Annotated in this window: 13 protein-coding genes; 4 read left to right on the top strand and 9 right to left on the bottom strand. The window is 70.4% G+C overall.

What is annotated here, in order from left to right; genetic code table 11:
* Window positions 1-134: 134 nt before the first annotated feature.
* Entirely contained in the window at window positions 135-350 is a 216-nt protein-coding gene (locus tag ACFXOM_RS13490; protein WP_384942484.1) for an EF-hand domain-containing protein, read from the bottom strand.
* Between the two features lie 97 nt (window positions 351-447).
* Here ACFXOM_RS13490 and ACFXOM_RS13485 point away from each other — a divergent pair, with 97 nt between their 5' ends.
* Window positions 448-1086, top strand: a complete 639-nt coding sequence (locus ACFXOM_RS13485; protein WP_385037950.1) for a GNAT family N-acetyltransferase — start codon at window positions 448-450, stop codon at window positions 1084-1086.
* 70 nt (window positions 1087-1156) lie between these two features.
* Here the strand turns inward: ACFXOM_RS13485 and ACFXOM_RS13480 are convergent, their stop codons facing one another.
* From ACFXOM_RS13480 to ACFXOM_RS13455, 6 genes are all read right to left on the bottom strand, one after another.
* The gene (locus ACFXOM_RS13480) at window positions 1157-2350 is read right to left on the bottom strand and encodes a YncE family protein (protein WP_384949180.1); all 1194 of its coding nucleotides are present in this window, start codon (window positions 2348-2350) and stop codon (window positions 1157-1159) included.
* Window positions 2350-3138, bottom strand: a complete 789-nt coding sequence (locus tag ACFXOM_RS13475) for a polysaccharide deacetylase family protein (protein WP_384949182.1) — start codon at window positions 3136-3138, stop codon at window positions 2350-2352. The genes ACFXOM_RS13480 and ACFXOM_RS13475 overlap by 1 nt, the downstream gene beginning before the upstream one ends.
* Before the next feature lie 395 nt (window positions 3139-3533).
* On the bottom strand, window positions 3534-4049 hold the full coding sequence (locus tag ACFXOM_RS13470; protein ID WP_384949183.1) for an ATP-binding protein: 516 nt from the start codon (window positions 4047-4049) through the stop codon (window positions 3534-3536).
* A gap of 260 nt (window positions 4050-4309) precedes the next feature.
* A complete protein-coding gene (locus tag ACFXOM_RS13465; protein ID WP_384942475.1) occupies window positions 4310-5077 on the bottom strand; it encodes an enoyl-CoA hydratase/isomerase family protein in 768 nt (255 codons plus the stop codon).
* An 82-nt stretch (window positions 5078-5159) separates the two neighbouring features.
* Window positions 5160-6407, bottom strand: a complete 1248-nt coding sequence (locus ACFXOM_RS13460) for an Ig-like domain-containing protein (RefSeq protein ID WP_384949186.1) — start codon at window positions 6405-6407, stop codon at window positions 5160-5162.
* Window positions 6408-6582: 175 nt separating this feature from the next.
* Window positions 6583-7845, bottom strand: a complete 1263-nt coding sequence (locus tag ACFXOM_RS13455; protein ID WP_384949188.1) for an Ig-like domain-containing protein — start codon at window positions 7843-7845, stop codon at window positions 6583-6585.
* 202 nt (window positions 7846-8047) lie between these two features.
* On the opposite strand from ACFXOM_RS13455, the gene glgX reads away from it, so the two are divergent.
* The 3 genes from glgX to ACFXOM_RS13440 all read left to right on the top strand — a co-directional run bounded on the left by glgX (window position 8048) and on the right by ACFXOM_RS13440 (window position 14191).
* Window positions 8048-10315 carry a glycogen debranching protein GlgX gene (gene glgX, locus ACFXOM_RS13450; RefSeq protein ID WP_384942470.1) on the top strand — a complete coding sequence of 756 codons (2268 nt, stop codon included), beginning with the start codon at window positions 8048-8050 and terminating at the stop codon, window positions 10313-10315.
* A 112-nt stretch (window positions 10316-10427) separates the two neighbouring features.
* Window positions 10428-12329, top strand: a complete 1902-nt coding sequence (locus tag ACFXOM_RS13445) for an ABC transporter ATP-binding protein (protein ID WP_384942468.1) — start codon at window positions 10428-10430, stop codon at window positions 12327-12329.
* Window positions 12326-14191, top strand: coding sequence for an ABC transporter ATP-binding protein (locus tag ACFXOM_RS13440; protein WP_385037947.1), 1866 nt, complete (start codon window positions 12326-12328; stop codon window positions 14189-14191). Before ACFXOM_RS13445 ends, ACFXOM_RS13440 begins: the two co-directional genes overlap by 4 nt.
* Before the next feature lie 88 nt (window positions 14192-14279).
* Here ACFXOM_RS13440 and ACFXOM_RS13435 read toward each other — a convergent pair whose 3' ends face one another.
* On the bottom strand, window positions 14280-14915 hold the full coding sequence (locus ACFXOM_RS13435; protein ID WP_384949191.1) for a TetR/AcrR family transcriptional regulator: 636 nt from the start codon (window positions 14913-14915) through the stop codon (window positions 14280-14282).
* Window positions 14908-15258, bottom strand: coding sequence for a darcynin family protein (locus ACFXOM_RS13430; RefSeq protein ID WP_384949192.1), 351 nt, complete (start codon window positions 15256-15258; stop codon window positions 14908-14910). Before ACFXOM_RS13430 ends, ACFXOM_RS13435 begins: the two co-directional genes overlap by 8 nt.
* Window positions 15259-15325 lie beyond the last annotated feature (67 nt).

The raw sequence follows: 15325 nt of genomic DNA, 5'->3' as shown, positions 1-15325 counted from the left end.
GGTCTTCGGTGGGTGGCCCAGGTAGGGCACCGCACACACAGGGTGGGAGCCCGGACGGGGGGGGGCCTCGGGCCAGGCCCGGAATGGGGGGGGCCCGGGAGAGTCTGTCCGGGGCCCACCGCATGCCGGGAGTGTCAGTCCTTGTTGAGGGACGCCCAGAATTCGTCCCAGTTCAGCTGGCCGTCACCGTTGCTGTCCTTGGACTTGATGACGGCTTCCGCGACGGTCTCGGTCACGTTGAAGTCGCCGAGCTGGGCCATGACGCTCTTGTACTCGGCGGCCGAGATCAGCCCGTCGCCGTTCAGGTCGTACCGATCGAAGGCCTTCCGGGCCGCCTCGATGTCCGCCACTGGGTTCCACCCCTTCTTGGTGCATAACTGACGCAGGCCAGATTATCGGCGGGCGCCACTACCGGGACAACGGGGCGCCTTCGTGGACCATGGAGATATGGGCGACGAGGTGGCGAGGATCCTGGCAGGTGCGGCGTACGGACGGTTCCCCCCGCCGGACGGCACGACGACGATCGTCGGCCAACCGAATCCGCGGGATGCCGGCGTGTTGGCCTTCACGGCGCATTCGGTGGTCTTCACGGACGAGGACCCGGCGTGGGTGGGAGCGACCCTCGCGGCCGCGTCGGGGGACCCACTGGCGGCGTCCATGAACCCCGGCTTCCTGAGTGCGCTGATGGCCAGGACCGGTCGGCACATGAACACGATCGACCTGCTCACCGTCGCCGATCACCGGCCCGGGCCCCCGGAGCTGGAGCTCGACGAGATCGAGGACCCGGACCATCCACGGGTGGTGCGTGCGATGAAGTTCCGCGATGACGTACGGGTGTGGTCGGCGGACGGCGGGGTGCTGGTTCTCGGCCGCGGGGTCGCCGGACGCTGGGAGGCGGCGATCGAGGTGGACCTCGAGGCGCGCGGATCAGGGCTCGGGGCGCGCCTCGCGGACGCGGCGCGCCATCTCGTACCGGACGCGCACGTGTGGGCCCAGCAGTCGCCGGGGAACGCCCGGAGCGTGCGGACGTTCCAACAGGCGGGGTACCGGCCGATCGGCTCCGAAGCGCTCCTGGTGGCCGGCTGAGGGGGCGTGTTGCGGCCGTACGGCCCCGGGCCACCGGCGGGGATGCCCGTGGCCCCCAGGGGAGGGCGGCTCAGCGGAAGACCCCCGTGTGGCCGAGCGAGTAGCGGCCGGGCTGCGGGTAGACCGCGAGGCCGTGCGGGCCACTGCCCACCGGGATGCGGGCCAACAGCTTCCCGCCCGCGGTGTCCAGCGCGTACACCTCGTTGTCGTAGCGCCCGGACAGCCAGAGCACCTTGCCGTCCGCGGACACCCCGCCCATGTCCGGGGAGCCCCCGCCGGGCAGGCGCCACTTCTTCGTCAGCCGGTCCTGCGCGAAGTCGAAGACCGACACGGACCCCTCACCGCGGTTGGTGATGTACATCTCCCGGGAGTCGCGACTCACGTACAGGCCGTGGCAGCCCTTGCCGGTGGGCAGCAGGACGGGAGTGGTGAACCTTTCGCCGTCGAGCACCCAGACGCCGTGGGCGGTCATGTCGGCGATGTAGAAGGTCTGTCCGTCGGGTGAGATCTTCACGTCCTGCGGCATGGCGCCGTGCAGCGGCAGCTTCTGTTGGGCCACGACCTCCATGCGTTCCGTGTCGACCTTGAGGAGCTCCCCGGAGAACTCGCAGGAGACGATGAAGTACCTGCCGTCTGCGGAGAAGTCCGCGTGGTTGACGCCGTAGCAGGAGACCGGCGTGGTCTTGATCCGGTCCATCGTGTGCGGGTCGCGGAAGACCAGTTCGCGGTCGAGGGAGGCCATGACGACGGCGGCGCGGCCGTTGGGAGTGAAGTAGAGGTTGTAGGGGTCGTGCACCTCGACGGGCTTGCCCGCGGCGCCGGTGGCCGGATCGATCGGCGTGAGGCTGTGACCGCGGTTGTTGTTCACCCACAAGGTCTTCAGGTCCCAGGACGGGACGACGTGCTGGGGCTGGGCGCCGACCGGGATGGTCTCGACGACCCGGTACGTCTGCGGATCGATGACCGTGACCGTGTTGGAGTTGGTGTTCGGGACGTACACCCGGGAGGGGAAGCCCTTGACCACGGGTGACAGCAGACCGGGGCGGTCGGCGGCGTAGAGGTCCTTGGCGTCCAGGACGGGTGGCATGCCGGGCAGTCCGTCGGGCACGGCGGCCTTCTTGGCGCGGGTCGAAGCAACGGGCTCGGCTCCGCCCCGTTCCGCGGCGGCACCGCATCCCGCGAGCAGGACAAGCAGCGCCGCAGCGACCAGCGCGGCGGACCGTCTGGTGACGGGTCCGGTGTGTGGAGTGGTGAGAGGCAGCATCAGGTCAGCAGCTCCGTGGTCGTCACCGCGCGCAGACCGCGGCGGTCCAGTTCGTCGAGGAGGGCCGGCAGCGCGGCGACCGTGTCCGCGTAGCCGAAGTGCAGGCTCACTACCGAGCCGCGCTCCACCTGCGCGGCGACGGTGCTGGTGACGGCCCGGGCTCCCGGGGCGGTGAAGTCCCGCGAGTCCACGTCGTAGGAGAGCGTGTGCGGATAGCCCGCGCGGGTCGCCAGCCGTTGGACGAGCGGGGTGGCGTGCCGTGCGCGGGACGGGCGGAACCAGCTGCCGATCGAACCGGTGAGCCTGCGGAGCCGTTGCGCGCAGCCGGTGATCTCCGCGTACGCCTCCGCCTCGGGCAGGGAGCAGACGTCGAGGTGACGCAGGGTGTGGTTACCGAGGTCGTGGCCACCGTCGAGGATGCGCCGCGCGAGCGCGGGGTGCTCGTCGAGCCAGGTGCCGACGGCGAGCACGGTGATCCGGGCACCGGCCCGCTCGGCCTCGTCGAGCAGGGCACGTGCCGTGGCGGGGTCGCCCTGGCCGTGGAAGGTGAGGGCGACGGCCGGGTGGTTCCGTGGACCGTGCACGATCTCGACGGGCAGTCCGGGAAAGCGGAGGGGCGGGGGTGCGGGCAGGTCGGGCCCCGGGCGGACCGGTGGCGACCCGGTGACCACGGGTGCGGCGGAAGGCTTGGGGGCCGGGTCCGGGTGCGTGCATCCCGCGGTGAGGGCCCCGGCGAGCGCAGCACCGGCTCCGGTGCGCAGAGCGCTGCGGCGGCCGATTCGGTTCACGCGACAGCACGGTAGGTCCGATAGGCGTGAAAAATGACGATTGACACACTTCGCCCCACTCGCAGCCCGCACCACCAAGGGGAAATGATCAATGAATCACCCGAGTGGCTCCATATTCATTCACGCTTTACCAGGCGAGTGGCCCAATTCACCTTTGATTCAATATAGAATTAATGACCAATGGGGAGATTTGCCCCAGCATGCCCTTTTGGCGCCAAGCCGTCGGTCTGTCATAGTCAGTGGCGCGACCCCCATTGACCCGGGCCCGGTCGCTCCACCAAGAAGCGGTCACGGATACACCCCCAACGTCCACGACCGCGCATGCGAAGCCCCCTCGGTGCCGTCGGACGGCACGGCGGCAGGGGGCTTCGGCACGACCGGGGCGACGCCCGGATTCAGCGGTCCGCCACCCTCATCTCGAACCAGGTGGTCTTGCCGCGCGGCAGCAGGTCCACCCCCCACCGGTCGGAGAGCTTGTCGACCAGGAAGAGCCCGCGTCCGCTCGTGTCGAGTTCCCGAACCGGCATCAGACACGGCAGCCCGCGGGACGGGTCGCGCACCTCGATCCGGATCCAGCCGCGACGACGCAACATCCGCAACCCGAACTCCCGCGCCCCCGTGTGGCGCACCGCGTTCCCCACGAGTTCGGAGACGAGCAGGATGGCATGCTCAGCCGTCTGCGGGGAGAGCGCCCAGTGGCGCAGCACCACGCACTGCGTCAGCCGGCGGGCCGTGGCGGCGGATTCAGGACGGGACGGGAGGTTGACCTCCCGCTCCGTCGGATCGCCGAACGACTCGAGAGCCTCGATCGCCCGCTCGTCGTCAACGACCGGCACCCACCGCGCGGCGGTCGCACCACCGCGTACCCACGGCTGCTCCGCACCTTCAAGCCCCGCCATGCCCCCCATCATGGACGCCCCGGAACGCCCCCGCGGGCGTTCCGGGGGAATCGATACCCCCGGGAACCACGCCCCGGGGTATCGATTTGACATATGCCAGTGACATCAAGAACCCCGCCACACCAGACTGACCTGCGATGACGCACCGCTTACGGGTGATCGCCATGTGCAGCGACCCCGAGCTCCTTAAGGTTCATTTAAGGTTCGATTAAGGTGGGCCCCACGTTGACGCGACGGCCTTCCCGTCCGACCGGGCTCCCCTCGGACGCCACTCAGAGGAACTTGGCCTTGCCCGGCCCCTCTTCGACGAAACTACGCATCCCGCGCTCCCGGTCCTCGGTCGCGAACAGGCCCGCGAACCAGTTCCGTTCGACGGCGAGCCCCGTGTCGATGTCCGTCTCCAAGCCCGTGTCGACGGACTCCTTGGCCGCGCGCAGGGCGAGCGCCGGCCCCTGGGCGAGCTTCGCGGCCCAGGCGTGCGCCTGCTCGTACACCTCCGCTGCGGGGACGACCCGGTCGACCAGACCGATGGTGAGCGCCTCGTCCGCCCTCACGTGGCGGCCCGTGAAGATGAGGTCCTTGGCCTTGGACGGCCCGACCAGCCGGGCGAGCCGCTGGGTACCGCCAGCACCCGGGATCAGGCCGAGCAGGATCTCGGGCTGGCCGAGCTTGGCGTTGTCGGCGGCGATCCGGAAGTCCGCGCACAGTGCCAGTTCGCAACCGCCGCCGAGGGCGTAGCCGGTGACGGCCGCGACGACGGGCTTGGGAATGCGGGCGACGGCGGTGAAGGAGTCCTGCAGGGCCTTGGACCGCTTGACCATCGCGGCGTGATCCATCACCTGCATCTCCTTGATGTCCGCACCGGCCGCGAACACCTTCTCGCCGCCGTAGAGGACCACGGCCCGCACGTCGTCGCGCTCTGTCGCCTCGGCCGCGAGCTCGCGCAGCCGGTCCTGGGTCGCGACGTCCAGGGCGTTCATCGGGGGGCGGTCCAGGCGGATGGTGCCGACGCCTTCGGAGACTTCGAGAGATACGGTCATGGCGAGCAGGTTAGTGGGCGTTAACGACGGCGGACCCGGTGCCGTTGGTCACAGCACCGGGTCCGACCGGGTCGTGCACGTGCTACTTCGTCCACTCGGCCCAGGACAGGTTCCAGCCGTTGAGCCCGTTGTCGGGGGCGATCTGCTTGTCCTTGGAGTTCCGCACGATCACGACGTCGCCGATGATGGAGTTGTCGTACATCCAAGCGGCCGGGGTGTCGTCGTCATAGGCACCGCGCACATCGCGCAGCCCGACACAGCCGTGGCTGACGTTGGACGAGCCGAAAGTGCCGGACGAGGCCCAATAGTTGCCGTGCATGAAGGTGCCCGACGTGGACAGGCGCATCGCGTGCGGCACGTCCTTGATGTCGTACTCGCCGCCGAAGCCCACGGTGGCGCCGTTCATCCGGGTGACCTTGTACTTCTCGCTGATGACCATCTGGCCGTTGTAGGTCGTCGTCGACGGCGCCCCCGCGGTGATCGGGACGGTCTTGATGACCTTGCCGTCCCGGACGACCTTCATGGTGTGCGCGGCGGCGTCGACGGTGGAGACCTGGCTGCGCCCGATGGTGAACCTCACCGTCTTGGCCTGCTTGCCGTACACCCCGGGCCGGCCCTCGACGCCGTCCAGGTTGAGCCTGACCGTCACCTTTGTCCCGGGAGCCCAGTACTTCTCGGGACGGAAGTCGAGGCGGTCGTTGCCGAACCAGTGGCCCTCGATCGGCACAGCCGGCTCCGCGGTCACCTTGATGGCCTTCTCGACGGCCTCCGGATTGGTGATGCCCCGGGTGAAGTTGACGGACACCGGCATTCCGACGCCGACGGTGGAGCCCTCTTCTGGCGTGTAGTGGCCCACGAAGGTGTTCTTCGGGACGAGCGTGGTGAACGTCGTGTCCTTCGCCGACTCACGGCCCTCGGAGTCCTTCGCGACCGCGTGCACCTTGTACTTGGTCGCGGCGGCGAGGTGCTGAAGGGGCTCCCAGCTGGCGCCGCCGGCGCCGATCGTGCCTTCGACCGCGTTGCCCTTGTCGTCCTTGACCGCGACCGTGATCAGCTTCCCGTTGTCGGCGGTGACCTTGAGCGCTCCGCTCGTCGCGACCGAGTCCGCACCGTCCTTCGGCGCCACGGTGACCACCGCCTGCGAGGCAGTCGTGCCGCGCTTGTCGTTGCCGGGCACCTTGCCCGCACCGGTTCCGCCGCCGTCGTCGGAGTCCCCGCCCCCACAGGCCGAGACCAGGAGCAACGCCCCCATGGTCAGGGCTGCCAGAGCGGTACGGCTGCGGCTGCGGCCGGTCCGAACCGATGCCCCCGATATCGGCTGCCCGTTCACGTTCGCTGTCTCCCCTCGCACGGCCTGGCCCCGCCACGGCCCGCACCCCCACGCGCTCGACCCGCGCGCACTGCGAAAGATAATCACACCGCGAGTCTCCGGGGGTTCCCGCGAATGTCACCGTTCGGTCGCAAATCTTCCCGGTGGTGGTGCGGACCATGCAGGTCGGACGGGATCAGCCCACCGCGGAACCCGCCTTCCACTCCTTCCAGTCCATGTTCCAGCCGCTCAGACCGTTCCAGGGATCAACCTGGCGGTCACGGGAGTTGACGACCTCCACCACGTCCCCGATCAGACTCCGGTCGAAGAACCAGCCGGCCGGGGCGTCCTCGCTGCCGCCCTTCTCGTCCCGCAGGCCGATGCACCCGTGGCTGACGTTCGCCCTGCCGAAGATGGCGGGATCGACCCAGTAGTTGCCGTGCAGGAACGTGCCCGAGGTGGTGAGCCGCATTGCGTGCGGTACGTCCTTGATGTCGTACTCGCTCTTGCCCTGGTCGGTCTTGAACCCGACCGTGGCCCCGTTCATCCGGGTGACGTCCAGCATCTCGCTGATCACCATCTTGCCGTTGTAGGTGGTCGTCTTCCGCGCCCCGGTCGTGACCGGCAGGGTGGCCAGCAGCGCGCCCTCGCGGCGCACCTCCATCGTGTGCTTCCTGGCGTCGACCAGGGAGATCTGTTCCCTGCCCACCGTGAAGGTGACCTTCTGGCTCTGGATCCCGAACACCCCGGGCGCGCCCTCCACGTCACGCAACTGCGCGTCGACCGTGACCCGGGTGCCCGGCTTCCAGTACTCCTGCGGACGGAAGTCGAGCCGCTGCCCGTCGAACCAGTGCCCCACGACCTCCACCGGAGGCTCGGAGGTGATGCGCACGGCGCGCTGCACGGCGGCCCGGTTCTGGATTCCCCGGTTGAAGACGAAGGAGACGATCATGCCCGTACCGACGGTGGAGCGGTTCTCCGGTTTGAAGTAACCGATGAAGCGGTGCTCGGGCACGACGGTCGTGAAGGTCGTGCGCCGGGCCGCACGACGGCCCAGCGCGTCCAGGGCCACCGCGTCCACGCTGTACTTGGCGGCGAGGGCGAGGCGGGTGCCTGCCGCGGGCCGCCAGTGCAGGCCGTCCGCCGAGATCGCACCGGGCACCTGCTGGGGCTGTGCGTCCTCGATCCGCGTCACGGTGACCCGCTCCAGATGCCCTCCCGCCAGGCTGACTTCCAGCTTCTCGTCCGCGGAGACGCCCTTCGCGCCGTCCTGCGGCGTGATCCGGAGGGTGTCGACGGGCGACGGCGCCTTCGCTCCGTCGTCGGCGTCGCGCGACGCCCCCGCCCGATCGGGGATGTCCGTACCGCCGCCGCTACAGCCGGCCAGCCCGGTCAACAGTCCTGTCCACAGCAGCGCGACGGCCACCGTGGCCCTCGTCCGCCTCACCACGTTGCTCACAGAGTCCACCTCGTGGGATCGCAAAGACACAGCACGCCCCGCTCAACGACCGCCACCCTCCAGGGGAAACGTGGGTGTGGGTCATGTTGGGAGGAGCCCGGCGCGGGCAGAACAGGTGGGAGGACCATGCACGGGGAGCCGCGGCCGGGACGCCGTGCGCCAGCACCCGCGCGGGGCCCGACGAGCCGCGGGAGGCCGACCGGTGTCGAGCGCAGCCGAGCAGGGGACAGTGCGGGAAGGGGGCCGCCCCTCCCCCGCCGGGGAGGGGCGGCCCGCCGTCGGCGGCCGGGAGAGCTGCGCCGCCGTGCCCGTGGTCTGGCCGGGCACGCCGACGCCGCTCGGCGCTCGGTTCCGGGTCGGCCCCGACGGGATCGCCGGGACCAACTTCGCGCTCTGGGCGGGCGGGGCGGAGGCCGTCGAGCTCTGTCTGTTCGACGAGGCGGGAGCGGAGACCCGGGTTGCGCTCACCGAACTCACTCACGAGATCTGGCACGGCTTCGTGCCGGGAGTGCGGCCCGGGCGGCGGTACGGCTTCCGGGTACACGGGCGCTGGGACCCGTGGACCGGCGCCCGGTGGAACCCGGCGAAGCTGCTCCTCGACCCCTATGCCCGGGCCGTCGACGGGGACTACGGCACGTACGGGCGCGCGCCCGAGGTGTACGGGCACGTACGGGACTGGCCGCAGCAGCACGTCGCCGACACCGTGCGCGACGACCGCGACTCGGCAGCGTACGTTCCGAAGGCCGTGGTCGTCCACGACGACGCGCCGGACGACGAGTGGGCGGATGACCGGCGCCCCAAGACGCCCTGGGCCGACTCGGTCATCTACGAGCTGCACGTGCGCGGCTTCACCCAGCGGCACCCGGGCGTCCCGGCGGAACTGCGCGGCACGTACGCGGGTCTCGCGCACCCTGCGGCGGTCGCCCACCTCGTGGGACTCGGGGTCACGGCGGTCGAACTGCTGCCCGTGCACCAGTTCGCCCACGAGGACCACCTGCTCCGCCGCGGTCTGCGCAACTACTGGGGATACAACTCCATCGGATACTTCGCCCCGCACGCGGCCTACAGCGCCTCGGGAAGCGCCGGGCAGCAGGTGGGAGAGTTCCGGCGGATGGTGCGGGCGCTGCACGCGGCGGGCATCGAGGTCATCCTCGACGTGGTCTACAACCACACCGCGGAGGCGGGCGAGCTGGGGCCCACCCTCAGCCTCAAGGGAATCGACAACCGCGGCTACTACCGCCTCCAACCCGACGCCCGGCGGTACGCCGACTACACCGGTTGCGGGAACACCCTGCACGTCGTCCAGCCGCACGTGCTGCGGCTCATCACCGACTCCCTGCGCTACTGGGTCACCGAGATGGGGGTGGACGGCTTCCGCTTCGACCTCGCCGCGGCCCTCGCCCGGTCGATGCACGACGTCGACATGCTCTCCCCGTTCCTCGCCGTCATCGCCCAGGACCCGGTTCTGCGGCGCGTGAAGCTCATCGCCGAGCCCTGGGACATCGGCAACGGCGGCTACCAGGTCGGAGCGTTCCCCCCGCTGTGGACCGAGTGGAACGACCGCTACCGGAACGCGGTGCGCGACTTCTGGCGCGGTGCGCTGCCCGACGTGCGGGACCTCGGCTACCGGCTCGCGGGCTCCAGCGACCTGTACGCGTGGGGCGGCCGACGACCCTACGCATCGGTCAACTTCATCACTGCCCACGACGGTTTCACCCTGCGCGACCTGGTCAGCTACGAGCGCAAGCACAACGAGGCGAACGGGGAGGACAACCGGGACGGCACCAACGACAACCGGTCCTGGAACTGCGGGGCCGAGGGCGAGAGCGCCGACGAGCAGATCAACGCATTGCGCCGCCGCCAGATCCGCAACCTCCTCACGACCCTCCTGTTGTCCACCGGGGTCCCGATGCTCGTCGCGGGCGACGAAATGGGACGCACCCAGAACGGCAACAACAACGCCTACTGCCAGGACAACGAGGTCAGCTGGCTCGACTGGTCACTGCTGGAACAACCGGGGCCGCGCGGTCTGCTGGCCCTGGCCGCGCGGCTGCTCGCGCTGCGCGCCGCCCATCCGGTGCTGCGGCGCCGCGCCTTCTTCTCCGGACGGGCGCAGGCCACCGACGGGCTGAGGGACCTGGCGTGGTTCACCCCGCGCGGCACGGAGATGACCGAACGGGACTGGTACGCACCCGCGTCGACCCTCGGCTTCTTCCTCTCGGGCCGGGACATCCCGGGCCGCGACGCCCTGGGCGCACAGGTGACGGACGACAGCTTCCTGACGGTGCTGCACTCGGGTGACCGGCCGACGGACTTCCACCTGCCCGGCCCGCCCTGGGCCGAGACGTACGAGTTGGTCGTGGACACCTCGCTGGAGGACCAGTCGCACGCCCCGGGCACGGCCCATGCGGGCGGCACGGCCCTGGCGGTGCCGGCAAGAACGGCGCTGCTCCTGCGCGTCAGCGCCTGACGGAAGAGTCTCCGTTTCAGCGCGGCTCCCCGGGCGGAACTGCGTCGTACGGTCGTCCGCCCCGGAAAAACTCAGTGGGCGGTGTCAGTGGCGAACCGTAGGCTCGCGCCTGATGTCGACAACAGAAGCACGCTCCGAGGGGCGGTCCGCCGTACGTTCGCTGCTGCGGCTGTGGCCCTACGTACGGCCGGTGCGGGCCCGGCTGTGCACTGCGGCCGCCGTGGCGGTCACCGCGTCCTGCCTCGGCCTGGTGATCCCGCTCGTCCTCAAGTGGCTCGTGGACGGCCCGGTGGCGGAGCGGGACGCGGGCGGGGTGTGGCTGGGCGCGTTGTACCTGCTGCTGCTCGGGATAGCGGAGGCGGCGCTCTTCGGAGTGCGCCGCTGGCTGGTGGCGCGGCCGCTGGCGGGGGTCGAAGCGGCCATGCGTGCCGACCTGTTCGGCCGCCTCCAGCGGATGCCGGTGGCCTTCCACGACCGCTGGGCGTCCGGGCAGTTGCTGTCGCGCGGCACGTCGGACCTGATGCTGCTGCGGATGTTCCTGGCGTTCCCCTTGACCTTCCTGCTGGTCAACGCGGTGACGATTCTGGTGGGAGCGGTGATCCTGCTGGTCCAGGAATGGTCGCTCGGACTGGTCCTGCTCCTCCCCGTAGCACCGCTGGTGGTCCTGCTCGCACTCTTCGAGACGCGGTACTCGGCCGTCGCGCGCACGGCCCAGGACCAGGTCGGGGATCTGACGACGGTCGTCGAGGAGAGCGTCCTCGGCATCCGCATCGTCAAGGGCTTCGGCCGGCACCGCAGTCAGGCCGCCGCCTTCCGTGCGCTGGCCGAGCGGCTGCGGGGCACGGAGCTGGTCAAGGCCCGGCTCCTGGGAGGCATCTGGGCATTCATCATGATCATTCCCGAGCTGGCGATCGGTGCGGCGCTGGTTCTCGGCACCCTCCAGGTCGCCGACGGCGAACTCTCGGCGGGCACGCTGGTCGCGTTCCTGTCGACGGCGCTCGCCCTGCGGTGGCCGGTCGACTCGATCGGTTTCCTCGTCGCGTTGAGCCAGGAGGCGGCAACGGCGACGGACCGGTACTTCGAGGTCCTCGACGCCCCCGAGGAATCGGACACCCCCCACGGCACCGAGGCGGACGACGAGGGCGAGGGGGGCGACCGTCCCCCGCGGGGTACCGCGGGATCCGGGCCAGAGTCGGGACCAGGGCCGGAGTCGGGACCCGGGCCGGAGTCGAGGGGAGGCCATCACGGCCGGGACCGTCACCCCGCCGAGGGACTGGTCTTCGACGCCGTCGAATTCCGCTACCCGGACGCCGGTCCCGGCTCGCCTGCCGTACTGGAGCTGATCGACCTGCACGTCAGACCCGGCGAAACGATGGCCCTGGTCGGCGCGACCGGATCCGGGAAGACCACGCTCACCGCGCTCGTGCCGCGACTGTACGACGTGACCGGCGGGCGGATCACGCTCGACGGCCGGGACATCGCGGCGATGCCGCGCACGGAGCTGCGCGGACTCGTGTCCATGGCCTTCGAGGAGCCGACCCTCTTCTCGGCGAGCGTGGGCGAGAACGTCCTGATGGGCGCCGGGACGACGGGGACCGGGGAGCTCCGGCACGCGCTGCACGTGGCGCAGGCCGGTTTCGTGGACGCGCTGCCGCAGGGCGTCCACACACAGGTCGGGGAACAGGGCCTGAGCCTCTCCGGCGGCCAGCGGCAACGCCTCGCACTCGCCCGCGCAGTGGTGGGGAAGCCGCGCTTCCTCGTGCTCGACGACCCCCTGTCGGCGCTCGACGTCCACACCGAGGCCCTGGTGGAGGCGGCACTGCGGCGCGTCCTGCGGGACACGACCGCCCTCGTCGTGGCGCACCGGCCCTCGACGGTGATGCTCGCCGACCGCGTGGCACTGCTGTCCCGGGGGCGCATCGCAGCCGTCGGCACCCACCGTGAACTCCTGCGGGACCACGCCGAGTACGCCTGGCTGATGTCGGGCGGCAACACCGAGGAGCGCGCCCGATGACGTCGTCGACGACCACCCCGTCAGCACCGGACGCCGACGAGGTCGCGGGCGCGCGTGCCGACTCGGGGCTCGACCCGTTCGACCGCGATGCCCTGCCCACTCCGGAGGGTTCCACGGGAGCACTTCTGCGCTCCCTGCTCGCGCCGCGGCGCACACTGGTCGTGCTCAGCGCGCTGCTGCTGTTGTTGCAGCAGGCAGCGGCCCAAGCCGGGCCGCTGCTCGTCGCGTACGCCATCGACACCGCAGTGCCGGCCTTACGGCGCGACGCCCAGGGGCCGCTGGTGGCGGTCGGGGTGGCGTACGCCGTGTGCGCGCTCGCGTCGGGCCTCTTCCAGTACGGTTTCATCCGGACCTCCGCGCAGGTCAGCCAGGACGTCCTCCTCGATCTGCGCGGCAGGATCTTCCGGCACGCCCAGGCACTCAGCGTGGACTTCCACGAGCGGTACACCTCGGGACGGTTGATCTCCCGGTCCACCACGGACGTCGAGTCCCTGCGGGAACTGCTCGGAGAGGGCCTCCAGGAACTCATCGGCGTCGTCCTCGCCTTCGTCTACATCTCGGCGCTGCTGCTCTGGCTCGACCTCGGTATCGGCACCGTTGCAGTGCTCAGCTTCGTTCCGCTGTACCTGCTCGTCCGGCTCTACCGCCGGCGTGCTGCCGCCGTCTTCGCGGAGCGGTCCACGGCCATCGCGGCGGTCATCGTGAAGTTCACGGAGACGATGAACGGGATCCGGCCGGTGCGGGCGTTCCGCCGTGAGCGCGCGAACGACGAGCGCTTCCGGGAGCTGAACGACCGGCACGCCCGCAGCAACGGCGACGGCATGCTGGAGATGGCCCGGTACGTCGTCGGTTCCCGGCTGGTGGCCAACACCGCAGTCGCGGGGATGGTGCTGTGGGGTGCCTATCGGGTCGCCGAGGGGACGCTGGCGCTCGGTGTGCTCGCCGCCGCGGCGCTGTACGTGCGGCGGTTGTACGACCCGATCGACCGGCTCGGCATGTTCCTCAACTCCTACCAGTCGGCGGGCGCGTCCCTGGAGAAGATCGCTGGTCTACTGACCCAGGCGCCGTCCGTGCCGGAGCCGGTGCACCCGGTCGAGCTGCCGGCCCGGCCGGCGACGACCGGTCCCGGCCGGGACGTGGTCTTCGAGGACGTGCGGTTCGCGTACCGCACCGGCGGCGAGGTGCTGCCCCGCTTCGGGCTGACGATCCCGGCCGGACAGACCGTCGCGGTCGTCGGCACGACGGGCGCGGGCAAGTCCACCCTCGCGAAGCTGCTGGCCCGTTTCTACGACCCGACGGAGGGACGGGTCCTCCTCGACGGTGTCGACCTGCGCGAGCTGGCCACTCCCGAACTGCGGCGCGGCGTGGTCATGGTGACGCAGGAGGCGTTTCTGTTCTCCGGGACGGTTGCGGAGAACATCTCCCTCGGGCGCCCCGACGCGACCCGTGAGGAGATCGAACGGGCCGCGAAGGCCATCGGCGCCCACGACTTCATCTGCGGCCTGCCCGATGGCTACGACACCGACGTGCGCAAGCGCGGTGGCCGGATCTCGGCGGGTCAGCGGCAGCTCGTCGGCTTCGCGCGGGCGCTGCTTGCCGACCCGGCGGTGCTGATCCTCGACGAGGCGACGAGTTCCCTCGACGTCCCGGGCGAGCAGGCGGTGCAGCGTGCCATGGACACGGTGCTGCGTGGGCGTACGGCAGTGGTGATCGCGCACCGGCTGTCGACGGTGGAGATCGCCGATCGGGTTCTGGTGATGGAGCACGGCAGGATCGTGGAGGACGGGTCGCCCGGTGAACTCACCGGCGGCACGGGGCGGTTCGCGGACCTGCACCGGGCCTGGCGGGAGAGCCTGGTCTGAGGCCCCGCAATCCAGGATCCGCGATTCGGTGCAATGGCGGCTGAGGTTGCGCAATGAATGCGCAACCTCAGGGCTCGGTGCGCATTCGCTACGGTTCGTGGCCGTCGTTCTCGATCTCTTGCGGCCTTTCGGGCAGTGGCCCGGAACCGGTGGGTGCGACCACGAGCGCGGCGAGTTCCGCGGCGAGATCGGATGGGACGGGGTCACCGGTAACGAGCAGTCTGAGGTAGACCGGACCGAGCAGGACTTCGATGGCCAGGCCCACGTCCGTCAGGCGCAGCCGCCCCTGTTCCTCGGCGCGTCGCAGCACCTCGTGCAGGATCTCTCGCCGCTCCCGCTCCACCTCGCGCAGAGCGGCGGCGAGCTCCGGCGATCGGGGCAGTTCACTGACCAGTCCGGCGATGACCCGCCCCAGCGGTGTGCCGGTGAGAAGCCGGATCGTGTTGGACAGCACGGTCACGAGATCCGCCAGCGGGTCAGCGGTGTCGGGGGCTTCGGGGTTGGCCTGGGCGAAAGCCTCCCGGACCGCGGCCGCGATCAGCTCCGTACGGTCCTTCCACCGTCGGTAGACCGTGGGCCGGGAAACGCCCGCGCGGGCGGCCACCGCGTCGACCGACACCCCGGCCGCCCCGCCCTCCGCCAGCAGTTCGACAGTCGCTCGCAGGATGCGCCCCGAGGCTTCGCTGCTGCGCGGGCGGCCCGGCGCGGACGTCCGCTCAGCCACCGGCCACCACCGGCCCGCGAGCGGCGACGGACCTGTCGTACGCGGCGAATCCGTCCTCGATCCCCATCGCGACCTGCCTCACCTCCACATACGGCACGGAGAACAGGTCGGTGTCCCGGACCGCTTCCCAGAACATGTAGTAGGCGGAGAGGTCCTCGGTCTCCACGAACAGGATGTCGCTGTACTCGGCGCAGAATGCCTCCGCGTCGAACCAGCGCAGCCTGATCCCCTCGGTGCGGACGGCCAGTGCCTTGACCGTCTCCCAGACGGCGGCGCGTTCCGCACGCTCGAGCCGGAGCCAGGCGGGCTGGAACCGCAGCATGTTCATCACGATGTACGTCATGGCGCTTCTTCTCCTTCACGGGATCTCACCGAATCGAGGAGAAATAGATTACAGTACTGCTCCGTAA

The sequence above is a fragment of the Streptomyces sp. NPDC059169 genome (genome assembly GCF_042755225.1).
GTDB lineage: Bacteria > Actinomycetota > Actinomycetes > Streptomycetales > Streptomycetaceae > Streptomyces.
The sequence above is the reverse complement of the archived record's forward strand: the minus strand, read 5'-3'. Positions and strand labels throughout refer to the sequence as shown.